Annotated in this window: 28 protein-coding genes and 1 riboswitch; of the genes, 11 read left to right on the forward strand and 17 right to left on the reverse strand. The window is 68.2% G+C overall.

The features are described from left to right. Positions 1–225 precede the first annotated feature (225 nt). Positions 226–1,527 carry a Y-family DNA polymerase gene (locus tag FM111_RS10180; protein WP_087140831.1) on the forward strand — a complete coding sequence of 434 codons (1,302 nt, stop codon included), beginning with the start codon at positions 226–228 and terminating at the stop codon, positions 1,525–1,527. On the opposite strand, the gene pncA is transcribed toward FM111_RS10180, so the two are convergent. Both pncA and FM111_RS10190 read right to left on the reverse strand, forming a co-directional pair. Beyond that, entirely contained in the window at positions 1,518–2,156 is a 639-nt protein-coding gene (gene pncA / locus FM111_RS10185) for a bifunctional nicotinamidase/pyrazinamidase (RefSeq protein ID WP_087140832.1), read from the reverse strand. The genes FM111_RS10180 and pncA overlap by 10 nt on opposite strands. 4 nt (positions 2,157–2,160) lie before the next feature. Further along, a complete protein-coding gene (locus FM111_RS10190; RefSeq protein WP_087140882.1) occupies positions 2,161–3,129 on the reverse strand; it encodes a class 1 fructose-bisphosphatase in 969 nt (322 codons plus the stop codon). 114 nt (positions 3,130–3,243) lie between these two features. After that, a riboswitch (glycine riboswitch) is annotated at positions 3,244–3,340 on the forward strand. A gap of 164 nt (positions 3,341–3,504) precedes the next feature. On the opposite strand from FM111_RS10190, the gene gcvT reads away from it, so the two are divergent. The 6 genes from gcvT (at position 3,505) to FM111_RS10220 (ending at position 9,300) form a co-directional block, all read left to right on the forward strand. Continuing rightward, the gene (gcvT, locus tag FM111_RS10195; protein ID WP_087140833.1) at positions 3,505–4,617 is read left to right on the forward strand and encodes a glycine cleavage system aminomethyltransferase GcvT; all 1,113 of its coding nucleotides are present in this window, start codon (positions 3,505–3,507) and stop codon (positions 4,615–4,617) included. Positions 4,618–4,705: 88 nt separating this feature from the next. After that, entirely contained in the window at positions 4,706–5,071 is a 366-nt protein-coding gene (gene gcvH, locus FM111_RS10200) for a glycine cleavage system protein GcvH (protein ID WP_087140883.1), read from the forward strand. Between the two features lie 121 nt (positions 5,072–5,192). Further along, positions 5,193–6,539 carry an aminomethyl-transferring glycine dehydrogenase subunit GcvPA gene (gene gcvPA, locus FM111_RS10205; RefSeq protein WP_087140834.1) on the forward strand — a complete coding sequence of 449 codons (1,347 nt, stop codon included), beginning with the start codon at positions 5,193–5,195 and terminating at the stop codon, positions 6,537–6,539. A gap of 15 nt (positions 6,540–6,554) precedes the next feature. Beyond that, complete coding sequence (gene gcvPB, locus FM111_RS10210; RefSeq protein ID WP_179205077.1) at positions 6,555–8,132, forward strand: aminomethyl-transferring glycine dehydrogenase subunit GcvPB; 1,578 nt, start codon at positions 6,555–6,557, stop codon at positions 8,130–8,132. A gap of 174 nt (positions 8,133–8,306) precedes the next feature. After that, on the forward strand, positions 8,307–8,711 hold the full coding sequence (locus tag FM111_RS10215) for a PGPGW domain-containing protein (protein WP_256968193.1): 405 nt from the start codon (positions 8,307–8,309) through the stop codon (positions 8,709–8,711). A 118-nt stretch (positions 8,712–8,829) separates the two neighbouring features. Further along, on the forward strand, positions 8,830–9,300 hold the full coding sequence (locus FM111_RS10220) for a DUF6789 family protein (RefSeq protein ID WP_087140836.1): 471 nt from the start codon (positions 8,830–8,832) through the stop codon (positions 9,298–9,300). 102 nt (positions 9,301–9,402) lie between these two features. On the opposite strand, the gene FM111_RS10225 is transcribed toward FM111_RS10220, so the two are convergent. From FM111_RS10225 to FM111_RS10270, 10 genes are all read right to left on the reverse strand, one after another. After that, positions 9,403–9,918, reverse strand: a complete 516-nt coding sequence (locus FM111_RS10225; protein WP_087140837.1) for a F0F1 ATP synthase subunit B — start codon at positions 9,916–9,918, stop codon at positions 9,403–9,405. 2 nt (positions 9,919–9,920) lie between these two features. Then, positions 9,921–10,526, reverse strand: coding sequence for a F0F1 ATP synthase subunit B family protein (locus FM111_RS10230; protein WP_087140838.1), 606 nt, complete (start codon positions 10,524–10,526; stop codon positions 9,921–9,923). Positions 10,527–10,600: 74 nt separating this feature from the next. Continuing rightward, the gene (locus FM111_RS10235; protein ID WP_087140839.1) at positions 10,601–10,825 is read right to left on the reverse strand and encodes a F0F1 ATP synthase subunit C; all 225 of its coding nucleotides are present in this window, start codon (positions 10,823–10,825) and stop codon (positions 10,601–10,603) included. 58 nt (positions 10,826–10,883) lie between these two features. Next, entirely contained in the window at positions 10,884–11,669 is a 786-nt protein-coding gene (locus FM111_RS10240; protein WP_087140840.1) for a F0F1 ATP synthase subunit A, read from the reverse strand. A 14-nt stretch (positions 11,670–11,683) separates the two neighbouring features. Beyond that, complete coding sequence (locus tag FM111_RS10245) at positions 11,684–12,049, reverse strand: AtpZ/AtpI family protein (protein WP_087140841.1); 366 nt, start codon at positions 12,047–12,049, stop codon at positions 11,684–11,686. 154 nt (positions 12,050–12,203) lie between these two features. Beyond that, positions 12,204–12,884, reverse strand: coding sequence for an SMC-Scp complex subunit ScpB (scpB, locus tag FM111_RS10250; RefSeq protein ID WP_087140842.1), 681 nt, complete (start codon positions 12,882–12,884; stop codon positions 12,204–12,206). Then, positions 12,881–13,705, reverse strand: coding sequence for a segregation and condensation protein A (locus FM111_RS10255; RefSeq protein ID WP_087140843.1), 825 nt, complete (start codon positions 13,703–13,705; stop codon positions 12,881–12,883). The genes scpB and FM111_RS10255 overlap by 4 nt, the downstream gene beginning before the upstream one ends. Positions 13,706–13,722: 17 nt before the next feature. Continuing rightward, positions 13,723–14,787, reverse strand: coding sequence for a beta-N-acetylhexosaminidase (nagZ, locus tag FM111_RS10260; RefSeq protein ID WP_087140844.1), 1,065 nt, complete (start codon positions 14,785–14,787; stop codon positions 13,723–13,725). 13 nt (positions 14,788–14,800) lie between these two features. After that, positions 14,801–15,592 carry an SPOR domain-containing protein gene (locus FM111_RS10265; RefSeq protein ID WP_087140845.1) on the reverse strand — a complete coding sequence of 264 codons (792 nt, stop codon included), beginning with the start codon at positions 15,590–15,592 and terminating at the stop codon, positions 14,801–14,803. Positions 15,593–15,678: 86 nt separating this feature from the next. Next, positions 15,679–16,893 carry a deoxyguanosinetriphosphate triphosphohydrolase gene (locus tag FM111_RS10270; RefSeq protein ID WP_373407973.1) on the reverse strand — a complete coding sequence of 405 codons (1,215 nt, stop codon included), beginning with the start codon at positions 16,891–16,893 and terminating at the stop codon, positions 15,679–15,681. Between the two features lie 81 nt (positions 16,894–16,974). Here FM111_RS10270 and FM111_RS10275 point away from each other — a divergent pair, with 81 nt between their 5' ends. From FM111_RS10275 to ypfJ, 3 genes are all read left to right on the forward strand, one after another. Then, positions 16,975–17,322: a HesB/IscA family protein gene (locus tag FM111_RS10275; RefSeq protein ID WP_179205078.1), complete on the forward strand. Its 348-nt coding sequence runs from the start codon at positions 16,975–16,977 to the stop codon at positions 17,320–17,322. Between the two features lie 52 nt (positions 17,323–17,374). Beyond that, a complete protein-coding gene (locus FM111_RS10280; RefSeq protein ID WP_256968196.1) occupies positions 17,375–17,761 on the forward strand; it encodes a hypothetical protein in 387 nt (128 codons plus the stop codon). Between the two features lie 85 nt (positions 17,762–17,846). Next, positions 17,847–18,698 carry a KPN_02809 family neutral zinc metallopeptidase gene (gene ypfJ, locus FM111_RS10285; RefSeq protein ID WP_087140849.1) on the forward strand — a complete coding sequence of 284 codons (852 nt, stop codon included), beginning with the start codon at positions 17,847–17,849 and terminating at the stop codon, positions 18,696–18,698. 10 nt (positions 18,699–18,708) lie between these two features. On the opposite strand, the gene FM111_RS10290 is transcribed toward ypfJ, so the two are convergent. Beyond that, a complete protein-coding gene (locus FM111_RS10290; protein WP_087140850.1) occupies positions 18,709–20,013 on the reverse strand; it encodes a DUF418 domain-containing protein in 1,305 nt (434 codons plus the stop codon). Between the two features lie 65 nt (positions 20,014–20,078). Next, on the reverse strand, positions 20,079–21,023 hold the full coding sequence (locus tag FM111_RS10295; protein WP_087140851.1) for an aspartyl protease family protein: 945 nt from the start codon (positions 21,021–21,023) through the stop codon (positions 20,079–20,081). 178 nt (positions 21,024–21,201) lie between these two features. On the opposite strand from FM111_RS10295, the gene thrC reads away from it, so the two are divergent. Then, positions 21,202–22,590: a threonine synthase gene (thrC, locus tag FM111_RS10300; RefSeq protein WP_087140852.1), complete on the forward strand. Its 1,389-nt coding sequence runs from the start codon at positions 21,202–21,204 to the stop codon at positions 22,588–22,590. A 137-nt stretch (positions 22,591–22,727) separates the two neighbouring features. Here the strand turns inward: thrC and FM111_RS10305 are convergent, their stop codons facing one another. The 3 genes from FM111_RS10305 to FM111_RS10315 all read right to left on the reverse strand — a co-directional run bounded on the left by FM111_RS10305 (position 22,728) and on the right by FM111_RS10315 (position 26,070). Beyond that, positions 22,728–23,297: a hypothetical protein gene (locus tag FM111_RS10305; protein ID WP_143276092.1), complete on the reverse strand. Its 570-nt coding sequence runs from the start codon at positions 23,295–23,297 to the stop codon at positions 22,728–22,730. A 71-nt stretch (positions 23,298–23,368) separates the two neighbouring features. Then, a complete protein-coding gene (locus tag FM111_RS10310) occupies positions 23,369–24,331 on the reverse strand; it encodes a homoserine kinase (RefSeq protein ID WP_087140854.1) in 963 nt (320 codons plus the stop codon). A gap of 2 nt (positions 24,332–24,333) precedes the next feature. Continuing rightward, the gene (locus FM111_RS10315; protein WP_087140855.1) at positions 24,334–26,070 is read right to left on the reverse strand and encodes an amino acid kinase family protein; all 1,737 of its coding nucleotides are present in this window, start codon (positions 26,068–26,070) and stop codon (positions 24,334–24,336) included. Positions 26,071–26,459 lie beyond the last annotated feature (389 nt).

Consider the following 26,459-nt stretch of genomic DNA (forward strand, 5'->3'; position numbering starts at 1 on the left):
CTGAGGCGTCCCACTCCCCCGCGCCGTCATCCTCGGGCTTGACCCGAGGATCCAGCGTTCCGCCAGCACGCCCTGTCCATCAGGCCGCGGCCCTATAAGCATCCTACGTCCCCCAAAGGCCGCCCTGGATCCTCGGGTCAAGCCCGAGGATGACGGCATAGGGGAGAAGACCGATCACCCCACATCCGACTCCCCCGCCCTCAATGTTCCTGATATGTTCTATTCATGGAACACCCCGGCCGACAGCCCGATGAAGACCCCGCCGGCCTGCGCTGGCTGTTCGTCGACCTGAACGCCTTCTTCGCCAGCGTCGAGCAGCAGCGGAACCCCGACTGGCGCGGCAGGCCCGTCATCGTCCGCCCCGTCGAGAGCGAATACTCCGGCGCCATCGCCGCCAGCTATGAGAGCAAGGCCTTCGGCGTTCGCACCGGGATGCAGGTGGCCGAGGCGCGCCGCCTTTGCCCCGGCCTGATCGTCGCCGAGGCGCGGCCCGATCTCTATGTCCAGGTCCACAAGCAGATCATGGCCGAGATCGACCGACACGTGCCGGTGTGGAAGGTCGGCTCCATCGACGAATGCTCGTGCGAACTGATCGGGCCGGAGCGGCACGAGGCGAACGCCGTCGCCCTGGCCCGGCGCATTCAGGCGGGCATCCTGAAGAACGTCGGAGACTGCCTGCGGTCCTCGATCGGCCTGGCGCCCTCGCGGTTTCTGGCCAAGACTGCCTGCGGCATGAAGAAGCCCGCCGGGCTGACCATATTGCGCGCCCATGAGCTGCCCGGCGCCATCCTGCACCTGCCGCTGTCGCAGTATCCGGGCGTCGGCTCGCGGATGCGCGAGCGGCTGGCGGCGGCAGGCGTCACGGACACGGCGGGTCTGTGGAACATGACCGCCAAGGAGGCGCGCGCGGTCTGGAACAGCATCGAGGGCGAGCGCATCTGGCGCGGCCTGCACGGTCTCGACAGCGAGCCGACGCCGGAAAAGCCGCCCGCCTCCATCAGCCACAGCCATGTGCTGGCCCAGGCCATGCGCAACCCGGACAAGGCGCGTGCGGTGGCGCGACGGTTGATGGTCAAGTGCGGAGCGCGGCTGCGGCGGATGGGGCTGACGGGCGCAGGCATCAGCCTGCATCTCGACATGGGGCCAAAAGGGACCAAGCGCGGCTGGGACACGACGGGCCTGAACCGCGCCGTCGCCCCGACGCAGGACACCTTCGCCCTGCTGGCCGCATTGGACGACCTGTGGCGCCGGGTCGAGCCGGAACTGGAGGCCGGGCGGTTGAGCTATGTCGGCGTCGGCGTCCACGGCCTGAAGGCGCGCGACGCCTTTGAGGCCGACCTGTTCGACATCGGCCCGGATCAGGGCGGCGACGCGCCGTCCTTGCGCCTGTCGCAGGCGCTGGATGCGCTGAACAAACGCTATGGCAAGGACACGGTCAGCATCGGCCCCAAGGCGGGTCTGCCCGACTACATCGGCGCCAAGATCGCCTTCACCCGCATCCCCGACGAGGCGGACTTCTATGAGTGAGAGGTCAGGTCTTCAGCCGCGATCTCGGCGATCTTCAGCGCGCTGAAGCTGGCCTTGGCGGCGGCCGCCGTGTCCGGGGCGATGGCGCGGCAGGCGTCTTCGATGACCACGGCCTCAAAGCCCTCGCACACCGCGTCTTCGGCGGTGAAACGGACGCAGTAGTCATAGGCCAGACCGCACAGGAAGACGCGCTTCACGCCCAGATCGCGCAGCAGGCCCGCCAGCCCCGTCGCCGTCCTGTGGTCGTTCTCATAAAAGCCGGAGTAGCTATCGACCGCCGGATTATAGCCCTTGCGGACCACGGCCAGCGCCTTGGCTGCCGCAGGTGCCGCGTCGGGGTGGAAATCCGCCCCTGACGTCCCCTGCACGCAATGAACCGGCCACAGCATCTGGGGGCCGTAGGCGACCTCGATCTGCGTGAAGGGCGCCTTGCCCGCGTGGTTGGACGCGAAGCTGATCTGGTCCGGCGTGTGCCAGTCCTGGGTCGCGATGACGGTCGCGAACCGCTCGGCCAATCGGTTGATCAGGGGCATGATCGCCGCCCCGCCCTGAACCGCCAGGGCACCGCCCTCGCAGAAGTCGTTCTGGGCGTCGATGACTAAGAGCGCATCGGTGGCGGCGATCTGCATGGCGTCAGGCCGCCGCGATCTGATCGACTTCGTTGGCCGAACCGAGGACGACCGGCACCCGCTGGTGCAGTTCGGTCGGGGTCACGTCCATGATGGCCTGTTTGCCGTCGGTGGTGGACTTGCCGCCCGCCTGCTCGACCAGGAAGGACATGGGGTTGCCCTCATACATCAGGCGCAGCTTGCCCGGCTTGTTCGGCTCGCGCTTGTCCCACGGGTAGAGGAAGACGCCGCCGCGCATCAGGATGCGGTGCACGTCAGCCACCATGGCGGCGACCCAGCGCATGTTGAAATTCTTGCCACGTGGGCCGTCAACGCCCTTCAGGCAGCCGTCGACATAGCGCTGGACGCTCTCGGCCCAGTGGCGCTGGTTCGACATGTTGATGGCGAACTCTTTCGTATCGGCCGGGATGCGCACGTCCTCATGCGTCATCAGCCAGCGGCCGTCCGGCGCCAGGGTGAAGCCCGCCACGCCCTTGCCCGTCGTCAGCACCAGCATGGCCTGACCGGCATAGACGGCGTACAGCGCCGCGACCTGCTGACGGCCCGGTTGCAGGAAATCGGCCTCGGTCGGCTCGGCCGACGGCGCCTTCAGCACCGAGACGATGGTGCCGACCGGGGCGTTGATGTCGATGTTGGACGAGCCGTCCAGCGGGTCGAACAGCACCAGATATTCGCCCGCCGGGTTGGTCGCCGGCTGCACCGTGTCCATCTCTTCCGACGCCACGCCCGCCACGGCCGGATTGGCCAGCAACGCCTCGGTCAGGATGTCGTTGGCGATGACGTCGAGCTTCTTCTGCTCCTCGTCCTGCACATTGACGGCGCCCGATGCGCCCAGGGCGCCGACCAGGGCGCCGCCCGCCACCACCTGACGGATCTCGACGCAGGCGGCGGCCGCCGTCGTCAGCGTCTCGGTCAGCCCCTGCGGCAGATCGAGAGAGGCGAGGTGGGCGGCGAGATCGGTGCGGGCGGTCATGGCGTCCTTCAAATCCTGTGGGCGAAGCGCGGTTCCACCTCTCATGGCCGTTCAGATCGTCGGCGGCAAGTGCGGCGCCGCTTGACTTCGCGCCGGAGTCGGGGCCTTAGGTCGAACGCTCTCGCGGGAGAGATCGGGACCGTTCGCGGCGCCCGGAGCCGAAGGCGCAACCGCCCCGGAAACGCTCAGGCAAAAGGACCGCGAAAGCGCACGGACGCTGGAAAGTCGCCGAAGGATCGTCAAGAATCCGAGGGCGCGCCGACGGAGCAAGGCCGCCCCTTGGGAGGGAACGGTCGGAATCTCTCAGGCTTCAGGACAGCGGGGGCGCGACGACGGCGGAGCTATCGCCGCAACCCGCGACCCGGAGGCGACGCCATGAGCGATCAGGCCCTTAAGACTACCCCCCTCAACGCCGCGCACCGCGCGCTGGGCGCCCGCATGGTCGGCTTCGGCGGCTATGACATGCCGGTTCAATATGAAGGCGTGCTGGCCGAGCATCGCTGGACCCGCGAGCACGCCGGTCTGTTCGACGTCTCCCACATGGGTCAGGCGCGCATCACCGGCGCCGACGCCATCGCCCAGTTCGAGCGCTTCGTGCCCGGCGACTACGCCATCGTGAAGCCCGGCAAGCAGAAATACTCCCTGCTGCTGAACGGCCAGGGCGGGATCATGGACGACCTGATGGCGGGCAAGCCGTTCGAGGACGGCCTCTACGTCGTCGTCAACGCGGGCAACAAGGACGCCGACTTCGCCTTCCTGAACGCCAATCTGTCGGGCGACGCCAAGCTGGAGGTGCTGGACCGCGCCCTGCTGGCCATTCAGGGGCCGGAAGCCGCCGAAGTCATGGCCAAGCATGAACCGGCGCTGGGCGACCTGGGCTTCATGGACTGCCGCACCATCCGTCTATTCGACGAGGACTGCACCGTCTCGCGCTCGGGCTACACCGGCGAGGACGGCTATGAAATTTCGGTTCCGGCCGCCGCCGCAGAGCGCGTGTGGAACCTGCTGCTGACCGACGCCCGCGTAAAGCCGGTCGGCCTGGGCGCACGCGACTCCTTGCGCCTGGAGGCCGGCCTGCCGCTCCACGGCCACGACATTGACGCCGAGACCACTCCGGTCGAGGCCGCCCTGACGTTCGCCCTGTCCAAGTCGCGCAAGGAACGCGCCGACTTCGCCGGGGCCGACGTCATCCTGAAACAACTGGCCGAGAGCCCGGCTCGCGTCCGCGTCGGCCTGCACGTCAAGGAAGGCGCCCCGGCCCGCGAAGGCGCCGAGATCGCCGACGCCGACGGCGCCGTGATCGGCAAGATCACCTCGGGCGGCCCCTCGCCCACGCTGGGGCACAACATCGCCATGGGCTACGTCCCCCCGGCCTTCGCCGAACTGGGCACGGTCCTGAAGGTGCTGGTGCGCGGCCGTCCCGCCGCCGCCGAAGTCATCGCCACGCCTTTCGTGGCGACCCGCTACTATCGGAAGCCGAAGGCGTAACGCCTTCCCTTCGTCAGCCTCGGCCTTGCCGCCGAGGATCCAGCATTGAAACACGGCCTGGGCCACAGGCTTCATGAGGAAGACCAAGATGAAGTTCACCAAGGATCACGAGTGGGTTCGCCTGGACGGCGACGTCGCCACGGTCGGCATCTCCAAGCACGCCGCTGACGCCCTGGGCGACGTGGTGTTCGTCGAGACGCCGGAAGCCGGCAAGACCGTCTCGGTCGGCGACAGCTTCGCCGTCGTGGAATCGGTCAAGGCCGCCTCGGACGTCTACGCCCCGATCGCCGGCGAAGTGATCGAAGGCAACGAAGCCCTGGCCTCGGCGCCGGAAACCGTCAACGCCGATCCGGAAGGTGAAGGCTGGTTCGCCAAGATCAAGGTGTCCGACGCCTCGGTGCTGGACGGCCTGATGGACCAAGCCGCCTACGACGCCTACCTGACCACCCTCTAAGACCCGCCGTCGTCCCCGGACGGCGCGGCGCGCCGATCCGGGATCGCCGGATTCCCCGCCGCTTGAAGCGCTCCCGGAGCGTCGCCCCGCGCGACCTCCGGAATGCCGCCGAGGACCTGTTATGCGCTACCTCCCCCTGACGCCCGACGACCGTGAGGCCATGCTGGCCGCCATCGGCGCCAAATCCATCGACGACCTGTTCATCGACGTGCCGCAGGCCGCGCGCCGCGAAGGCTTCGTCGACCTGCCCCGCGTGGCGGGCGAACTGGAGGTCGAACGCGCCCTCTCGGCCATGGCGAGCAAGAACGCCACGGCGGGAACCGCGCCCTTCTTCTGCGGCGCCGGCGCCTATAAGCACCACATCCCGGCCACCGTGGACCATGTGATCCAACGGTCGGAGTTCCTGACCAGCTACACCCCCTATCAGCCGGAAATCGCCCAGGGCACGCTGCAGTACCTGTATGAGTTCCAGACCCAGGTCGCGAACCTGACCGGCATGGAAGTCGCCAACGCCTCGCTTTATGACGGCTCGACCGCCATGGCCGAGGGCGTGCTGATGGCCACCCGCGTGACCCGCCGCAACAAGGCCGTCATCTCGGGCGGCGTCCACCCCCACTACGTCAAGGCGACCGAGACCGTGGTCCACGCCGTCGGCGTCGAGACTGAAGCCCTGACCGCCGCCGTCGACGCTGAAGACGCCGTCATCGCCGCCATCGACAAGGACACGGCCTGCGTCGTCGTCCAGACCCCGAACGTTTTCGGCACCGCCACGGATGTCACCAAGATCGCCGAGGCCGCCCATGCTGCGGGCGCCCTGCTGATCGTCGTGGTGACGGAAGCCGTGTCGATGGGCCTGCTGAAGTCGCCCGGCGAAATGGGCGCCGACATCGTCGCGGCCGAGGGCCAGTCGATCGGCAACGCCCTGAACTTCGGCGGTCCCTACATCGGGCTGTTCGCCACCCGCGAGAAGCTGCTGCGCCAGACGCCCGGCCGCTACTGCGGTGAAACCGTCGACGCCGAGGGCAAGCGCGGCTTCGTCCTGACCCTGTCGACGCGCGAGCAGCACATCCGCCGCGACAAGGCGACCTCGAACATCTGCACCAACTCGGGCCTCTGCTGCCTGGCGTTCAGCATCCACATGAGCCTGCTGGGCGAGACGGGCCTGCGCCAGCTGGCCCTGCTGAACCACGAAAAAGCCGTCGCCACGCGCGACGCGCTCGCCGCCATTCCGGGCGTCGAAATCCTGACCCCGCGCTTCTTCAACGAGTTCGCGGTCAAGCTGCCGAAGAACGCCGCTGAAGTCGTTCAGACCATGGCCGACAACGGCATCCTGTGCGGCGTGCCCTACAGCCGCCTGGCCCCGGATGCGGCCCTCGACGACGTCCTGCTGGTCGCCGCCACCGAGACGACGCTGGACGCCGACATCAAGATCCTGGCGGGTGCGCTCGCCAAGGTTCTGGCCGCCTAAGGGGAGATTGGAACCATGAGCACGATGAACACTGTCGGCCGCCCGACCGCCCCGAACGCCGCCTCGGACGCGTCCTACAAGCCCGCGACCCTGACCGGCGGACGCGGCCTGCTGCAGGACGAGCCGCTGATCTTTGAAGGCGAAGGCTGGGGCAAGACCGGCGTCGACCTGCCGAAACCCGCCACGAACGGCTCGGATCTAGGCGATCTGGTCCGCAAGGATCCGATCGGCCTGCCCGGCCTGTCTGAGCCCGAGGCCATGCGCCACTATGTGCGCCTGAGCCAGAAGAACCACGCCATCGACCTGGCGCTCTATCCGCTGGGCTCGTGCACGATGAAGCACAACCCGCGCCTGAACGAGAAGATGGCGCGCCTGCCGGGCTTCTCCGACATTCACCCGCTGCAGCCGCAGTCGACGGTGCAGGGCGCGCTGGAGCTGATGGACCAGTTGGCCCACTGGCTGACGACGCTGACCGGGATGCCTGCGGTGGCCCTGTCGCCCAAGGCGGGCGCTCACGGCGAACTGTGCGGCCTAATGGCCATCCGCGCCGCCCACGAAGCCAAGGGCGAGCATGAACAGCGCCGCAAGGTGCTGGTCCCGACCTCGGCCCACGGCACCAACCCGGCCACCGCCGCCTTCGTCGGCTACTCCGTCGTCGAAGTCGCCCAGACCGACGACGGCCGCGTGGACGTGGCCGACCTGGCGTCGAAGCTCGGTCCCGACGTGGCGGCCATCATGGTCACCAACCCGAACACCTGCGGCCTGTTCGAGCGCGACATCCTGGAGATCAGCCGCCTGACGCACGAAGCGGGCGCCTACTTCTATTGCGACGGCGCCAACTTCAACGCCATCGTCGGCCGGGTGCGCCCGGGCGACCTGGGCGTCGACGCCATGCACATCAACCTGCACAAGACCTTCTCGACGCCGCACGGCGGCGGCGGTCCGGGCGCCGGTCCGGTCGTGCTGTCGGAGGCCCTCGCCCCGTTCGCCCCCGCTCCGTGGGTCGTGAACACTGGCGACGGCTACAAGCTGGTCGAGCGTGAGGAAGACGAGGCCGAGCAGGCCTTTGGCCGTCTGTGCGCCTTCCAGGGCCAGATGGGCATGTATGTGCGCGCCCTCAGCTACATGATGTCCCACGGCTCGGACGGCCTGCGTCAGGTGGCCGAGGACGCCGTGCTGAACGCCAACTACATCAAGGCCCGCCTGGAGGACCTGATGAGCCCGGCCTTCCCCGACGGCCCCTGCATGCACGAGGCCCTGTTCGACGACGAATGGCTGAAGGGCACGGACATCACCACGCTCGACTTCGCCAAGGCGATGATCGACGAGGGCTTCCACCCGATGACCATGTATTTCCCGCTGGTCGTCCACGGGGCCATGCTGATCGAGCCGACCGAAACGGAGTCCAAGGCCGAGCTGGATCGCTTCATCCACGCCATGCGCCTGCTGGCCGAGGCGGCGAAGGCCGGCGACGTCGACCGCTTCAAGGGCGCGCCCTTCCATGCGCCCCTTCGGCGCCTGGACGAGACCCGCGCCGCGCGCTCGCCGCGCCTGCGCTGGGCCGCGCCGGAAGGCTCCAACCGCGCCGGTTGATCCGGCTCAAACAAGCCTGAGCACAAGGAACGCCGTGTCTTTCGGGACACGGCGTTCTGCATTTCGGGGGCGACTTACGAAAGCGTCATGGCGACGCCGCCTTTCGGCCTTGTCTCGTGCGTTTACTGAATGTCGGCCCTCCCTGGCCGAACTCTTGTTCGAGACGCCGCCTTCGTGACCCTGGTCCTGCCCTCGCTGCGCCCGCCTCCGCCGCCCCGTCCGGGGCTGGCGCGGCGTCTGCGTCGCCTGGCGCTGATGGCGGTCGGTTTCCTAATCATCCTGCTGGGCGTGCTGATCGCCCCCCTGCCCGGCCCTGGCGGCGTGCCGGTCATCGCGTTGGGCCTCGTCATCGTCCTGCGCAACTCCTGGTGGGCCAAACGGCAGTTCATCCGCGCCCAGCGCGCCCGGCCGAAATGGGTCTATCCCTTCCGTCGCCTGATGCGGAAAAAGCCCGAGATCGCCCCCGTCTTCTGGCAGCAGACCCTGCGCGCAGAAAAAATGGTGCTGCGCCGTCGTCGCCGCCCCCTGGCGCGTTTCCGTCGTCGCCTGCGTCGGGCCTGGCGCGCCTTCCGGCGATAAAGGCCAAGCTAAGGCAAACACAGGAATGTGAACGACGTTCATGCCGCTTCCGTCCGGAACGGCGTATGCTCTCCCTTGCGTAGTCTCGAAGTTGATAGCGTTGGGAGGCGCTGTTCACATGATGTCACGCGTAAAAAAGGGAATCATCGCCGGCTTCGTCGCTACCGTCGCGGTTTCCGTGCTTGAGCTCGCCAATCTGTTTCTCAACCACATGTTCGATCCCTTTCCGGGGATCGTCGCCCAGATGTTCGGCATGCCGGGCAATATGGCGGCTGGATGGGCGCTTCACCTGATCATGGGCACCTTTGTCCTCGGGTCGCTCTTCGGCGTCGTCTATCCTCGACTGCCGACCGCCACGCCGATCACCAAGGGCATCGTCTTCGCCGTCGGCGCGTGGGTGGCGATGATGCTGTTCCTCACCATGGTGGGCGACTACCGGACCTTCACCGGCTCGTCGGGTTTCGGCACCATCGGCTGGCTGCTGGCCCTTCACATGGTCTTCGGCGCCGTCCTGGGCAATGTCTATTATCGCCTGGTCGAGCGTGAGAAGCGCGGCGCAGCCCCGATCGGAGCCGCCCCCGCTCACTGACCGTCCTCCATCCCGACAACTGGATCTCGGACAAGCAAAAAGGCCCCGCCGTCGCCGGCGGGGCCTGATGTTTTTCGGGGCTGGCGTCGAACGCGAAAGCGATCAGTTCAGCTTGCCGCCGATCTGGGCGATGGCCTGATCGATCAGCGCGTCCGTCTTGGCGCCGGCGATGCGGGCGGCCAGGATCTGGTGCGCGGCCTTGGCGGCCAGATCGGCGGCCGCAGCCTTGACCTCTTGCGTGGCCTCGGCCTCAGCCTGGGCGATGCGGCGCTCGGCCAGGGCCTGACGGCGGGCGGTCGATTCCTCGATGCGCGCCTTGGCGTCGGCTTCCAGACGCTTGGCGTCGGCTTCGGCCGTGGCCAGCAGGTCCGCGGCCTGAGCTTCCGCCTCGGCCTTCTCCTGACGGATCTGGGCCAGCATGGCTTCGGCTTCGGCGCGCAGGCGGGCGGCCTCGTCCAGTTCGGATTGGATTTTGGCGGCCTTGCCGTCCAGGGCGCCCGCGACCATACGCGGAACCTTGGCCAGGACCAGGATGCCGAAGAAGATCAGCAGGCCGACGCCGACCCAGAGTTCAGCGTTGGACAGGTCGTAGAAACTACCGTGCAGGAAGGCGGGCATGGTCAGGCGGCTCCCTTGACGGCGGCGGCGGCTTCATCGGCGCTGGGGGCCTGGCCCGTCAGACGCTCGACGATAGCGCGGGTGGTGTCGGCGGCGATGGCGCCGGCGTGGGCCAGCGCAGCGTCGCGGGTGGCGGCGATGCCGGCTTCGGCCGTGGCGATGCGGGCGGCGACGGCGGCTTCGTCCTCGGCCTGACGGGCCTGGATTTCAGCCGTGACGCGGGCCTTGGCGGCGATCGAAGCGGCGCGGGCGTCGGCGCGGGCCTTCTGGACCTCGGCGCGGGCGGCGTCGGCCTGGGCGGCGGCTTCGGTCTGAACCGAGCGCGCCGTGGCGACGGCCGTGGAAATGGTGTCTGCCCGCTCGTCGATCACGCGGCGCAGACGCGGCGCGAAGACCTTGGCGATGAGCAGGTACAGGATGACGAACAGGATCAGCAGGTAAACAACCTGCCCGGCCCAGTGCTGGAACTCGAACTGCGGCAGCCCGCCGGCATCATGCTCGGCGGCGGCGGCAGCCGCATTGGCGGGCACGTGCCCGGTTTCGGCCGCGTATTCAACGGCCTGTTCCACCGGCAAGACCGGCGGCGGAGCTGAGGGAGTGGCTGCCATGATGATCCGTCGTGAAAGCAAATGCGGCGGCGCAGCCGCTGATGGGCGCGCCGCCGCAGATCAGGGGTTCGGTATTAGCCGAGCCAGATCAGGATGCCGAGCACGAAGGCCAGGATGCCCAGGGCTTCGGCGAGGGCGGCGCCCACGAACAGGTTGCCGACCTGCGAGGCCGCAGCGGCCGGGTTGCGCAGGGCGCCGGCCAGGAATTGGCCGAAGATGTTGCCGACGGCCAGGGCCGAACCGACCATGCCGATGGTGGCGATACCAGCGCCGATGAACTTGGCGGCTTCAGCGTCCATGATGATTTCCTAGTTTCTTGGAGCGTTGGAGGGTGGGGTTACTTACTGGTCCGCAGCCTTAGTGGCCATGGCCCAGGTTGACCACATCATTGAGGTAGATGCAGGTCAGAACGGCGAAGACGAACGCCTGGAGGAAGGCCACCAGGAACTCGAAAGCGGTCAGGGCGATCACCATGCCCAGCGACAGGGCGGCGACCGGGAGAGCGAACAGGCCCACGCCGCCGCCGACGGCCAGGGCGCCCAGGGACACCACGAAGCCGGCGAAGATCTTCAGCGCCAGGTGGCCGCCCAGCAGGTTGCCGAACAGACGCAGGGCCAGGGTGAAGGGGCGCAGCAGGAAGGAGAAGAACTCGATCAGGCCGACGACCGGGCGCAGCACCAGCGGCGCGCTGGTCGGCCAGAACAGGCCGAAGAAGCCCAGACCGTTCTTGGCGACGCCGACGCCGACCACGACCAGGAAGGTCAGCACGCCCAGGGTGGCCGTGACGGCCAGTTGCGAGGTGGCGGTGAAGGTCAGGAACATGCCCAGCAGGTTCATCATCAGGATGAACATGAACAGGGTGAAGACGAAGGGGAAATACTTGCGCGACTCATGGCCGATCGTGGACGCGGCCAGATTATCGATCATGCCGAACAGGGTCTCGCCCGCCGCCTGCAGCCGACCCGGCACCACCTTGGCGCCCGAGGTGGCCACGGTCAGGAACAGCACGGCCATGCCGAAGGCGATGGTCATCGCCAGGTGCGAATTGGTGAAGGCCAGGCTGACCTCGCCGACCAACGGAAGCGTGACGCTGCCGAAATCCGCCAGAGGCGTAACCTGAAACTGGTGAATCGGATCGGCCACGGGCCTCTCGCTCCTTAGTCTTCTTTTTCGCCGGCCTCGACGTAGGGAACGGCTTCACCCGTAACTCCTGCCGCCTTGGCCTGCGCCATCAGCCGGTTGGCTGTGCGACGCGCCATGTAGATCGCCAGTGCGAAGCCCAGAAGGACCCCGACCAGAAGGCCCCAGGGCGAGGTTCCAAAGAACCGGTCCACCCCGAACCCGATAGCCAAACCAACGAAAACACCGCCGAGAAGCTCGGCGATGATCTTATAGGCCTGGCCCGTGACCGCGTGTGCGGCGAACTCGGCCGATTGCCCGGCCTGGGCCTTCGCCTCCAATGCGGATGCGCTTTCGTGGAGGCGTTTGATCGCCTCTTCGCGCGATTCCTTCGTCGGGGACATGGGCCTGTTCGCTCAGCGTCCGGCGCAGGGCCGAAACGGGTCTGAATTTCGGCGCGGAACCTATAGGCGAGACGGCCTCAGGTCAAGGCGGTGCGCCCTGGACTTAAGTCCATGACTTTCCGACATTTCTTGGGGGCGCGACGTTCCGTCCCCGCTAAGGTTGCGACTCTTCGTCCTCGCTGACGAAATCCTGGGCGAATTCCGGCGCGCCGTCGTCCAGCCCGGTCAGCAGATCCTCGCCCTCGTCCTCCCCCGCGCGCGAAGGGTCCGGCACCTCGAAACCGACCGGCATGGACAGGTCCAGCAGGCCCGCCGCCTTCATCTCCTGCACGCCCGGCAGATCATAGAGGCTGGCCAGGCTGAAATGCTCCAGAAAGCGGTCCGTCGTGGCGTAGGTCACGGGCCGCCCCGGCGTGCGACGCCGTCCGCGCAGGCGCACGAAGTCCATCTCCAGCAACAGGTCCAGCGTCCCCTTGGACAGGGAGACGCCGCGCACGCTCTCGACTTCGGCGCGGGTGCAGGGCTGGTGATAGGCGATGATGGCCAGGGTCTCGAGCGCGGCCTTGGACAGGCGGCGCGGCTCCTCGCGCTCTTCGGTCATCAGGAAGCCAAGGTCCGGCGCCGTGCGGAAGCGCCAGCGCTCGGCCACGCAGTCCAGCTCGACCCCGCGGCCCTGATAGCGCTCCTGAAGCGCGGTCAGCGCCCCGCCGACGTCGGCGCCCTGCGGCAGGCGGAGCGCGATCTCGGCCAGCGACAACGGCGCGGCGGCCGCGAACAGCAGAGCCTCGACCCGGCGTTCGATCTCGAGATGGTCGGGGGAGAAGTCGAGGGTCACGGCGTCAGCTCCAGCGGCTGGCCCAGCCCTCTGCGCTTCAGCCACACCGCGTCGAATGGCCGCTCCTGACGGATGTCCATACCGCCCTCCTTCACCAGTTCGAGACTGGCCGACAGGGTGGAGGCCGTATAGCTGGCCTGACTGGGGCCTTCCTGCCCGTCAGGCTTCTGGGGCGCGACGCGCTCCAGCGGCGTCCATTCGGCCAGGCGCGGCATGATCTCGCGCAGCCAGTCGCGCGCGGCTTCCAGTTGGAAGGCCTCGACCCGCTGGCCGGGCGCGTATTTACGGCGCTCCTCGCGACGACGCTGGGCGACATAGGCGCTCATCAGCTCATAGAGGCTGGCGTCCACCCGGTCCGACGGGATGATGACCGTCGCCTGCGGGTCGCCGCGCGTGAAGACGTCGCGCTTCAACTGCGGGCGGCTGGTGATGGCCTCCACCGCCGTGCGCATGGCCTCCAGCTTTTGCAGGCGGAAGGCCAGGGCGGCGGCGATCTCTTCGGCCGGAGGCTCCTCCGGCTTGTCCTTCTCGTTGCGCGGGATCAGCAGGCGCGACTTCAGATAGGCCAGCCACGACGCCATCACGAGATAGTCGGCGGCCAGGGCGAAATTCCGCCGCCGCGCCTCATGCACAAAGGCCAGATACTGTTCGGCCAGACGGGTGATGGACAGCTTCAGCAGGTCCACCTTCTGCGTCCGCGCCAGGGCCAGAAGGACATGCAGAGGCCCTTCATACCCCTCCAGATCGACGACGAAGGCCTCCTGCGCCTCGACCTGTTCGACGGCGGTGAAGTCGAGATTCGGCTGGAAGGCCTCGCTCATGCGCCCTCCCCGGCCATCTAGGCCATTACCTCTTCGGCTGGCGCCTCGCCGACGTCCGGCCCTTTGGCGGCGTCGAAGCGGCCGTTCAGCGCCGCTTCCAGCCGGGCGCGACCCTCGGCGACGTCCAGCGGCTCCGGCGTGCGGACGATGCGGTTCAGCGCAGCCTCGGCGCGGCGCTTGGCCTCGCCTTTCAGCTTCTTCGTTCCCTCGGCGACGGCCGCCATCTCCTTCAGGTCGCCGTTGCAGTGGAGCACCACGTCGCAGCCCGCCTTCAGCGACTGTTCCGCCCGCTCGGTCAGCGTCCCCGACAGGGCCTGCATCGACAGGTCGTCCGACAGGATCAGGCCGGAGAAGCCCAGCCGCTCACGCATCAGGCGGATCGCCTTCTTCGACGTGGTGGCCGGGCGTTTGGCGTCGACGGCGGTGAAGACCACGTGCGCCGTCATCGCCATCGGCATGTCCGACAGGGCCTTGAACGGAGCGAAGTCCCAGGCGTCCAGTTCCTCGATCGCCGTCTCGACCACCGGCAGATCGTGGTGGCTGTCCGAAAAAGCGCGGCCGTGGCCGGGGATGTGCTTGATGATCGGCAGGACGCCGCCCGCCAGCAAGCCCTCGGCGGCGGCCCGGCCCAGTTGGGTCACGGTCGCGGGATCCTGCGCATAGGCGCGGTCGCCGATGATGTCGTGGGCGCCCGGCACCGGCACGTCCAACACCGGGACGCAATCGACGGTGATGCCCAGTTCGCGCAGGTCATGGGCGATCAGCCGCGCGCCCAGACGCACCAGTTCGCGCGCCGTCGCCGGGTCGTTCGTCGCCTTCAGATAGGCCGCGCCGGGCGGATATTTCGGCCAGTGCGGCGGGCCGAGGCGCTGCACCCGGCCGCCTTCCTGATCGATCAGGACCGGCGCGTCGTCGCGCCCCACGCTGTCGCGCAGTTCGGACACCAGCGCCTTGACCTGCTCGGGGCTGTCCACATTGCGGCGGAACAGGATGAAGCCCCAGGGCTTGGCCTCGGCGTAGAAGGCGCGCTCCTCCGCCGTCAGCCTGTGGCCGGAACAGCCGTAGATGGCGGCGGAGGTCATGCTGGCGCGATCCTTAGCGGACGATGCAGTCGCGGCCCGCGGCCTTCAGCGCATTGCAGAAGGCGACGGCGCGATCACGGCTCATGCCGGTGAAGGTGGTGCGGTAGACGGTCGAACCGTTGGCGGCGGTGACTTCCTGCACGCGCTTCTCGGCGCCCGAAGCATACTGGCCGAAGCGGGCGGCGACGGCGGCGTATTCGCGGTCGGCGATGGCGGTCGAGGAGAAGGCGCCGATCTGCACGCCGGACGATCCGCCCGTCGCGGCCGGAGCCGGAGCAGGCGTCGGGGCCTTCGTCGCCGGAGCGGGCGCGGCGGGAGCAGGCGCGGCTGGAGCCTTGGTCGCCGGCGCTGGCGCGGCAGGCGGCAGGGTCGAGGATTCAACCGGCGCGGCCGGGGTCGTCGGCGCGGGGCGCGGCAGCACCGCTTCCGGGCCGGGGGTGAAGGTCGGCGCGGCGTCGGTCGGCGCGCCGCCATCGCGATAGACGCGGATGTCGGCTTCCGGATCGACCGGTTGGGCGTCCAGCGGGGCCTCGACCTTCATGCTCTCGACCGGCGTGCCGACGGCGGGCGGCGCATCCGTCGAGGAGCGCACGCCCGAGCGATAGAAGACCACCACCGCCACGATCAACAGCAACAGCACGATAGCGCTGATGATCAGGGTGATCGGCGGCGACTTGGCGGCCGGCGCCCGGCGCGGGTCATAGCCGCCGCGCGTGAAGGGCAGGTCGTCGTCGGTCGGCGGGGTATAGGCGCCCCGGTCGCGGCCGGCGTTGGAGTTGCCTCGGTGATCGTCGTCGTAGGACATGGGTCGCGCCTTGATGGTCGTGGGACACGCGCGCGAATCGGCGCGCGTCGGCGCTCAGTCTAACGCGCCGTGAAGCCCTTCTCGAATCACAGATCGAGGGCGAGGTCGAGGCTGAACAGCTTGCGATGCACCTCGATAGCGTAACGATCTGTCATACCGGCGATGTAGTCGCACACCGCCCGCGCCCGCGCGTCCCGGTCATCGGTCAGGGCCGAGGCCTGCCATTCGGGCGGCATCACCTCCGGCTCGGCCATGAACAGCTGGAACAACTGGGCCAACACGCGGCGCGCCTGACTGCGGGTGCGGTTGACGCGGTAATGGCGATACATCCGCTCGAACAGGAAGCGGCGCAGCACAGCCAGTTCCGCCATCATGCCGGATGAGAACTGCACCAAAGTCTCGGGCGCGTTGCGGACGTCCTCGACCGTCTCGATCCCGTGTCGGGCCAGACGTGCTTCCGTCTCGGCCAGCACGTCGTCGACCATGACGCCGATCATGCGGCGCACGGCCTCCAGTCGCAGCATCCGCTCGTCGATCTTGGGCCAGTCGGCGCGCGCGCTGGCGATGCAGCGCCCGATCAGCGGCACATCGGCCAGATCGGACAGGCTGAACAGCCCCGCCTGCACCCCGTCGTCCACGTCGTGGTTGTTATAGGCGATGTCGTCGGCGATGGCCGCGCATTGGGCCTCCAGCGAGGCGAAGGTGCCCAGACGTAAATCCCAGTCGGCCGCCCCGCCCGGCGCATAGGCGGCGACAGCCTTCCACGCCGGGTCCGCCAGCTGATGCGCCACCGGACCGTTGTGCTTGACCACGCCCTCGACCGTCTCCCAGCTCAGGTTCAGGCCAGGGAAGCCGGGATAGCGGGTCTCCAGCTCGGTGACGACGCGGAAGCTCTGGACGTTGTGGTCGAAGCCGCCGAAGGCCTTCATCTGTTCGTGCAGTTCGTCCTCGCCCGCGTGGCTGAACGGCGGGTGGCCCAGATCGTGGGCCAGGGCCACCGTCTCGGCCAGATCATCATCGAGGCGCAGGGCGTGGGCCAGCGACCGGGCGATCTGCGCCACCTCAAGGCTGTGCGTCAGCCGGGTGCGATAGTGGTCGCCCTCATGCGCCACGAAAACCTGCGTCTTCTCCTTCAGGCGGCGAAAGGCGGTGGCGTGGATGATGCGGTCGCGGTCGCGGGCGAAGGCGGTGCGGGTGCGGCTGGCGGGCTCGAAAACATGGCGGCCGCGGCTGGCGGCGGGGTTTTCGGCGTAGGGGGCGCGGGGCAAGCTCAAGACGGCAGCACTTCGTGATGGCGACAGGCCTTTGCGAACACCTGTCGGCCCCTCATATAGAGGGCTGTGAGCACCGTCCAATCCACAGAATCAGCCCGCGACCTGTCGCTGTCGGTCGCAACCCGGTCGCCCGAGGGCATCACCCTGGCCGAAAGCGGCGCGCGTCGTCTGGCCAGGCTGGGCGAGGCCGAAGGTAAGCCGGTGCTGCTGCGCGTCGCCGTCGACGGCGGCGGCTGCTCGGGCTTCCAGTATCGCTTCGAGCTGGTCGACGCCCCCGAACCCGACGATCTGGTGGTGCGCCGCGACGGTCAGGCCGTAGTGATCGACCCGGTCTCCATCCCCTTCCTGAAGGATTCCGAGATCGCCTTCGTCGACGAACTGGCGGGCGCCCAGTTCGTGATTCGCAACCCCAACGCCTCTTCCAGCTGCGGCTGCGGCGTCAGCTTCGCGATCTGAACCGCGAACGGCCTCGCTTGGCGGCGAGGCGTAACACCCCATCTGTATAGGCATGACGCGCCTGTTCGCACTGACCCTGTTGTTCTACGCCGCGCCCTTGACGGCGAACGCCCAAACTTGGCCCGGCTGGCCCGGCCCTCCCCCGGCGGGTTACGATCCCCACATCGCCCGCGCCGAGCAGCACGCCCAGGCCATGGAGCGTCTGCGCCTTCAAGCCGACCAGCGTGAAGCCGAGGCCGCCCGCATGAGGCTTCAGACCAGCCAGACATTGCAGCAGCTTGAAGCCGCGCGGTCGCCGCTCCCGGCAACGCTGCCTGCGACGGCCTATGCGCCGCGCCCGACAGCTCTGCCCACGCCAGCGCCCCTGACACCGCCGCTCGATCAGACCGCGCCCGGCGTGACGGAGATCGACGCCTGGCTGAGCCGTCCGCCGCACTGAACCACAGCGTTACATTTGCATCTCTTCACCTGCCCCTGCGTTTCAGCCTAGCTTCGGAACAGACGACGAAAGCGGAGAGCAACAGATGCGTTGGCAGGGCGGACGACGCGGCGGCGGGATTGAAGACCGACGCGGCATGGGCGGCGGCGCGGTCGCAGGCGGCGGCATCGGCGTGCTGGTGCTGGCGGCTATCGGCTATTTCGTCTTTGGCATCGACCCGAACACCACCCAGCAGTTGGCCAGCCAGTTCGGCGGCGCCGGTCAGGCCGAACAGCAGGGCCAGATGGGCTCGCCGGGCGATCAGGACGGCCAGTTCGTCGAGGTCATCGGCTCCAACATCAACGACGTGTGGAAGACCAAGCTGCGCGGCTACACGCCGCCGACCACCGTGCTTTACACGCAAGGCACCCAGACGGGCTGCGGCTATGGCCAGGCGGCGATGGGTCCCTTCTATTGCCCGGCCGATCAGAAGGTCTATCTGGACCTCAGCTTCTGGCGCGAGATGGAAAGCAAGCTGGGCGCGTCCGGCGCCGACTTCGCCAAGGCCTATGTCATCGCCCATGAGTTCGGCCACCACGTCCAGACCCTGACCGGCGCCAGCCAGCAGGTGCAGCGCGCCCAGCAATCGGCGCGGTCACAGGCCGAGGGCAACAAGTATTCGGTCGCGCTGGAGCTTCAGGCCGACTGCTACGCCGGGGTCTGGGCCAGCAACGCCGCCGCCGTGTCGAACGGCCAGGTGGCGCTGGAGCCGGGCGATCTGGAGGAAGGCATGAAGACGGCCCAGGCCATCGGCGACGACGCCCTGCAACGTCGCGGCGGCGGCCGCGTCTCGCCGGAAAGCTTCACCCACGGCTCGTCAGCCCAGCGGGTCGAGTGGCTGCAGCGCGGTTATCAGACCGGCGATCCCGCCGCCTGCGACACCTTCGCCCAGCTCTAGACCTGATGGATCAGGCGGCCTTCGTGCGCTTCAGGGGCGAAGGCCGTCCATAGGCGAACCAGCGCAACGCCCACTCCAGCGGACCCATGTTGAACCGCCCCAGCCACAGGGCGCTGAAGACCATCTGGAACACCCAGATTCCCGCCGCCACGCCCCACAGGCCCCACCAGTCCAGCTTGCCCCACAGGTTGAGACCGTAGAACAGCAAGCTCGCGATCGCCGACTGGGCCAGATAGTTGGTCAAGGCCATCCGCCCCAGATTTCTCAAGGCCCGGCCCACGAAGCCGAGCGCCTTCAGCTTCCACAGCGACAGCAACAGGCCGACATGCCCCAGGGTCATGGCGCAGCGGCCCAACTCATAACTGGTCTGCGCCGTCCAGGATTCGATCGAGAACTGGCTGGACCACAGCATCATGGCCTGGGCGCCGTTGACCGCCAGACCCAGGGCGTACCCGACCCCCGCCAGTGTCAGATAGAAGCCGAGTGATCGCGCCCCGCCCAACACGCCCAGCTTGAACAGCGCCATGCCCAGCAGCATGAAGGCGACCGATTCAATGACCAGGGTGATGGTGTAGCTGGACGCCGCATAGTCCAGCCAGGTCCGCACGCTCCATTTCAACAGGCCGACGACGCCGCCCGTGCGCGCGGCCGTTTCCTCGGCGATGGTCTCGGGCGTCAGGGTCTGCGCCTCCTGCGCGCGGACATGGACCTTCATCGCCTCGGCGTCCTCGGCCGAGAGGATGGCGCCCGCCTCGACCTGGGTCGCCAGTTCGGCGCCGCGACGCGCCTCCATGGCCTGATAGGCTCCGACCGCGGCCGACTCGACGGTCAGCAGCAGAAGCAGGGCGGCCGACAGGGCGATCAGCGTACGCGGCCGGGCCGCGCGGAAGACGAACAGCAGAAATCCCGACAGACCGTAGACATAAAGGATGTCCCCCGGAAACAGCAGGGCGGTGGCGTTGAACACCCCCAGGGCCAGCAGGGCCATGCAGCGGCGGAAGTAGACGTCGGCCGCCTGGATCGTCCCGCGGCCGTCTTCGCCACGCAGGGTGATCAGCAGCATCCCCGCCCCAAACAGCAGGGTGAACAGACCTCGCATCGACCCCTGCACGAACAGGTGCTGGATGATCCATGCGGACCAGTCGGGATTGGCCAAAGTCGGCGGCAACTCCGGATGATACTGCCCCCAGAAGCCGCCCATCATCATGATGTTCACCAGCAGGATGCCGCACAGGGCGAACCCGCGCAGAAGATCCAGGCTCTCCAGCCGCTGATGGGGCGACACCGATGTGATGCTGGACGGCAGGGCGGTCATACAGGCCGCTTATCCCCGTTCAGGCTGCGGATAAAATGGATTTTTCAGATGAAAACCTAACAAGACTAAACAATGGTCACATCCATCAACGGCGCGAGGTGCAGTCGTCCGTCGCCCAAATTCAAAATAACATCGCGCTGGGCGAAAGCCTCCATGCCCAGCAGGGCCTCGGGATAGTTCGGCAACGCCCGGCCAGCGTAGACGGCGGTCGCCACATTACGCCACGCCTCGCCGCCCAGCGCCACGCTTTGGGCCCGGATCATCCGCGTCCTGGCCACCCCGCCCAGAACGATGCTGGATCCCGCTTGCTCGGGCCGTCCGTCCAGCAGACCGGCTGTCCGCGCCGCCTCATCGCTGAGCGCCAGGAGCGAGGACGAACCGGTGTCCACCACCGCCTTGACCGGCGCGCCCTCGACCACGACCTCGGCGATCAAGGCCGTGCCCGAACGTCGAACGGGCAAAGGCCGATAGGCGGGCGTCAGCACCGCCTGGGCCTCGCCGAGCAGGCGCAACCGCCGTTGACGCAAGTCCATCTCCAGCGCCGCTTCCATCAACAGATCCTGGCCCAGGATCAGCGGCGCGCCCAGCCCCTCCTCGCCCCCCAACGGCCCCAGGTCCAGAATGCCGGCACGCAGGCGCCCCACGCGCGCCTCCCCTACGGCCAGATCCAGCGTCACGCCCCGCCCCATCTGGGCGCGACCGTCCACGCCATAGGCGATCAGCGGCATATCGAAGAGATCGTCCAGGCCCAGTTCCGCCACCAGTCGCCGATCGATCACCGAATACTGCGCCCCGCTGTCGATCAGGGCGGTCAACTCCCGCCCCGCCAGTCGCACGCGCACCGTCGGCAAAAGGGTCCGAGGCGCGACGAAACGCAGCCAGCCGCTGCTTCCATCCGCGCCGAACGTCACGCTGGGTCGCCGCCACAGCACATGATCCTTCAGCCACAAACCTCCGCCGACGGCGGCGGCGATGGCTCCGGCACGGATGAGAAGGGAACGGCGGTTCATTCGCCTGACATGAACCGGCCGGCGGCGCGGCGCCAGCCCCCTTTCCCATCCTCGCGCGCCGGCGACGCCGCCTTTGCGCCGGTTGAGCCAGGTTGTTGCGCCGCCTCGCGACAATTCCGTTCGCACGCGCAAAATATTCATGACGAAGTCGCAGATCACAGCTAGAAACGACCCCGATATGACGACCTCCCCTGATCGCTACATCTCGACGCGCGGCGACGCCGCTCCGACCCGCTTCAGCGACGCCCTGCTGCGCGGCATCGCGCCCGACGGCGGCCTCTACATGCCGCAGGCCTGGCCCGCCATGCCCGCCGATGCGACACGCCCCGGCCGCGGTTACGCCGAGATCGCCAAGACGGCGATGGCGCCCTTCATCGGCGACTCTTTGCCCCCCGGTGCGCTGGACCGCGCGCTGGACCGCCTGACCAAGGGCTTCGACCATCCGCTGGTGACGCCCCTGATCGAGCTGGAGCCAGGCCTGTTCGTGCTCGAACTGTTCCACGGTCCGACGGCGGCGTTCAAGGATCTGGCCATGCAGTTGGTGGCCGCCCTGTCGGACGAGGCCCTGGCCGCGACGGGCGAGACCCTGACCCTGCTGACCGCCACCAGCGGCGACACCGGCGCCGCCGCCGTACGCGCCTTTGCTGGGGCCAAGCGCATCAAGCTGATCGTGCTGCACCCGCTGGACCGCGTCTCGGCGGTGCAGCGCAAGCAGATGACGACGGTCCAGGCGGACAACGTCCTGAACCTGGCCGTGCGCGGCGATTTCGACGACTGCCAGCGTCTGGTGAAGGGGCTGCTGGCCGAAGAATCCCTGCGTGAACAGGGCCGCCTGTCCTCGGTCAACTCGATCAACTGGGGCCGTCTGGCGGGCCAGATTCCCTATTACGTTTCGGCCACGGCCCAGTTGGGCCAGGCGGCGACCTTCGTGGTGCCGACCGGCAATTTCGGCGACGCCTTCGCCGGCATCGCCGCCCGCAAGATGGGCCTGCCCGCCGCCGGTTTCGTCGCCGCTGTCAATCAGAACGACGCCCTGGCCCGCGCCATCAACGACGGCGTCTACGCCCGCCGCCCGGCGGTCGAGAGCGGCAGCGTCTCGATGGACGTGCAGGCTCCGTCGAACTTTGAACGTCTGGTCTATGAAGTCTCCGGCCGCGACGCCGAGGCGACCCGCGCCGTGTTCGAGACCTTCGCGCGAGAAGGGTCCGTCACCCTGCCCGCCGACCTGCTGGACGCCCTGCGCGCCGAGGTGTCCGCTGTCTCGGTCGACGAGGCGACGACCAGGGCCGAGATCGCCCACGCCCACGCCGCCTGGGGCCGCATCGTCTGCCCGCACACGGCGGTCGCCCTGGCCGCCGCGCGCCGTCTGGACCGCAACGGCGCGCCGATCGTCGCCCTGTCCACCGCCCATCCGTCCAAGTTCGGCGCCTTCGTCTCGGATGTCATTGGCGTCGAGCCGGAACCGGCCCCCGTCATCCGCGCCCTGGGCGACCGCCCCGAGCGCCTGACGGTGATCGAGAACACGCCCGAAGCGGCGCTGGCGGCGGTGAAGGGGTTTGCTGTCTAGGAAAGCCAGCCGGCGCGACCATCAACCGGCCCACCTTGACGTGCGACCGACGCCTCGAGTCCTGACGTCAGAGCCTATCGCTGAATTGTCCGACACAGCCGCCGGAAACTTTGTTGGAACAAAGGTCAGCCAAGCGCCTAATAGTAATAATCGTACGTCCACCCCGTCAGGCCAAGCAGTTTCAGCGCGTAGGCACGGACCGGCCCCTCCTCGGGGCTCCAGAGGTCAATAAAAACGTGTTTTCCCGACTCCGAGGCCTCCAGCATCCACTGCGACCCATCGAGGCCGCCCCAGCAAGTCAGGCTGAATTGTCGAAAGGGCTTCAGGGTCCGCTTCGCCCTATCCAGATCAACCCTTTCCTCGCGCGACAACAGGCGCTCAACCCTGCGGGCGACAACGCCGGGATCATAGCCGCCAGCCCCCGTCAGCTCCGTAGCCGTCATTCTCACCTGACCATCCGCAAGCCAGTCCAGGCGCACGAAGACCGGCGCATGGAAGGTCCGCAACCAGGTGAAGCGTTCGGAACGCAGCGACTTGGGGTCTTGTGACTGCAGGAGCAACGATGGCTCTTCGGCCGCTCGCCACTGACGAACGTACCATGGGTTGCTTGGGTTATGGCTACGGCAACCCCGCAACTCATCTGCGTGGATCACCGCCATATAGCCGAGCCACAGGGTCGGAACGGCTGCAAGCAGACCCAGGATCAAGCCAACCCGTCTGTTCATGACGCAGCCCTCCGCCAATGAAGCTTGGTCGTCGTGGCGTCGAAGAACAAGCCTTAAGCCGGTTCCGCCGCCTTCCAGTAGTCCAGCCGCCGGAAGAAGGGCGTCGGATCCTTGGGCGTGACCAGATTGGCCGGGTCGTGGAACAGCCGGTCATGCAGGCGCGTCAGGGTGAAGCGCACCGCCGCCGCCGCGCCCAGTTCCGGCAGGGCCTGACGCTCGGCGTCCGACAGGGGCCGCACCGACTCATAGCCCTTCTGGAAGGCGCGCAGGGCCGACGGCAGAGGCCGCCCCTCGGCGTCGAACCCCCAGGCGCTGAGCGCGATGGCCAGGTCATAGGCCAGCACATCGACGCAGGCGAAGTAGAAGTCGATCACCCCGCCCACGTCCGTCGCCCCATGCTCGTTCACGGCGAACAGGACGTTGTCGGGGAAGTAGTCGGCGTGGATCGGGCCTCGCGGCAGCGACGGATCGCTCCACGGCCGGGCCAGATCGGGCAGCAGGCGCTGCATCTGCTCCAGCATCCGGCGGTCTTCGCCCGTGGCGACCGTATCGCAACGCGCGGCCAGATCGGCCCAGGCGCGCGGCCCGACCGGGTTCTCACGCACCCCGTCATAGTCGGCCGCGTCCAGATGCAGCAGGGCCAGCACCTGACCGGCGCGATACTGGTCCTTGTCGGTCGGCTGGCGCTTCCAGGCGCCGGGCGTCCATTCGACGATGGCGGCCGCGCGGTCGTTCAGGCGGCCGATCACCTGGCCGTGCAGATCTGCGACGGGCGCGGGCGTCGGAAATCCCTGCGCCGCCAGCCGTCCCGTCAGGCCGAGACAGAACGGCAGGGCCGAGGCCTCGGTCCGCCCCTCGAACAGGGTCAGGACATAGGCGCCCTGATCCGTCACCAGGCGGTAGTTGGTGTTCTCGACCCCCTCGGCGATCGGGGTCAGTTCGACCAAGCCGCCGAGAGGGTAGCGCATGAGATAGTCGTCGGCCTGTTGCGGCGTGACGGGCGTGAAGACGGCCATGACTAGACAAGCTCCGCAGCGGCGCGCCGGGCACGCATGACGTCGGCGACATCGGCCAGCACGCTCTCGGTCGTGGCCCAGCGCCCGGCGCCGCGCCCCTTGCACGTCCACACCCGGCCGTCCTGACCATAGACCTTCAAGGCGTTGCGCTCTCCGTTCAGCGACAGGAAGAGCGCGTCTTCCAGTTCGCCGTCAAGACGGACATAGGGGTCCAGTTCGCCGTCGCGTTCGAAACAGGCGCCGATCTGGCGCACCGGCCTGTCGCCCAGCGGCGTCTCGGCCGCCAGGACGTCGCGCGGCAGGTCGTCAGGCGAGCGGCCGAAGGCCTCAAAGGACAGCAACTTGACCTTGGCGGCGGCGTCGAAGCCTTCCAGGTCGGACGAGGGATCTTCCTCGGCGAAACCGGCGGCGCGGGCGTCGGCCAGGGCGTCGGAGAAGGTCGCCCCCTCGCCCAAACGCTGCAGCATGAAGTTGACCGTGCCGTTCAGCACCGCCTCGAAACCGGCCACCGGCCCGGCGGCGCGGGCGGCGCGCAGCGTCTCGATCATCGGCGAGCCGCCGCCGACCGAGGCCGACCAGGCGACGCGACAGCCGTTGGCGTCGGCCAGGGCCTGAAGCCCCTTGGGATCACGGGCCACGGCCTGTTTGTTGGCGCTGACCACGTCACAGCCCGCCTCCAGCGCGCGGCGGATCAGGGCATGGCCCGCCTCCCCCTCGGACAGGGCCTCCAGCACCAGGTCCGGCTTCTTCGCCAGCAGGGCCTCGACGTCGTTGGTGAACAGTTCGGCGGGCGCCGATACGTCGCGCTTTTTCAAGGGGTTGCGCACCAGCACACCGACCACTTCAAAACGGTCGTCCGGCAGCAGACGGCTGAGCAGACCGCCGCCGACGACGCCGCAACCGGCCACCGCGACCTTCAGCGGCTCCGCCGCCTGCACCGGGCCGGGAGGGGCGCCGCGCTCGCCGACGATGGTGCCTTCGGCGCGGCCGAGTGCAGCGACTTCGATGTCGACGCCGCGCGCCTCAGCCAGATCGATGGCGTCGTGTTGGACCAGGGCGCCGCCGACCTGACGCGCCGTGTCCCAGCTGGCGCGGCGATAGCGCAGCGGCGTACCCGTCTCGCAGGCAGGATCGCGGTCGTAGAGGCCGTCGACGTCCTTCACCAGCCGCACCCGCTTCAGGCCCAGTTCGGCCGCCAGAACCACCGCCGTCAGGTCGGACCCGCCCCGACCCAGCAGGGCCACCCGGCCGTTCGAGCGCACCGCGCCGAAGCCTGGAACCACGACGACCTCATGCTCGGCCAGGGCCTGATGCAGACGCTCGCCCTTCAGCGATACGGGACGGGCGTGCTGGGCCGGCCCCTCCGCGACGATGCCCAGTTCGCGCACCGACAGGCCGACAGCATCCAGCCCGACCCGGTCGCAGGCGACGGCGACCAGAGCCGCGGCCTTTTCCTCACCCAGCACGACATAGGCGGGCAGCAGTTCGTTCTCGTGATCCAGACCCAGGCTGCGGGCGTCGGCCAGCAGCTGATCCGTCTGGCCGGCCAGAGCCGAAACCACCGCCACCACCTTACGGCCGGCGCGGACGTGGCCGTAGATTTCGCTGGCGACGGCAGGCGCCTGGGCGGCGTCGCGCAGGACCGAGGAGCCGAACTTCAGCACCACCACATCGGCGGCGGGAACGAAGGCTTCGACCGGTTTCGACTGATCGGCGACGAGGGCGAGAGAGGCGGACATGGCGGTTTCCTGAAGGCTGATCTGGGAGAATTTTGAGAGAAGTCGGCGGTGATCGGGGGTGGGTTCGGGCCAATAAAAAACCCGCCCGGGGGTCCGGGCGGGTGATCGGTTTTCTGCGTGTCTCGCCTAGACGGCGCGCATCATCCGGTCCCCGCCCGCGAGGGCATGGTGGTGGTACCGGTGGTGGTAATCATGGACGCGAAGAGGCCCGTCGCCGAGGCGGCGATCGCGGTCGTCTTCATGCTGGCGAGGCGGTAAGGCACAGGCGGCGTCCGGTTGAAAATCGTGCCTTAGGGTGAGCCAGGGCGCCGCGCCGCGTCAACCCCGCCTCGAAAGAATTTTTCACGACACCGCCCAGATGGGCCGTTTTCGCCACCTATATGAGCAAC

Source organism: Brevundimonas diminuta 3F5N (assembly GCF_900163625.1).
GTDB lineage: Bacteria > Pseudomonadota > Alphaproteobacteria > Caulobacterales > Caulobacteraceae > Brevundimonas > Brevundimonas diminuta_A.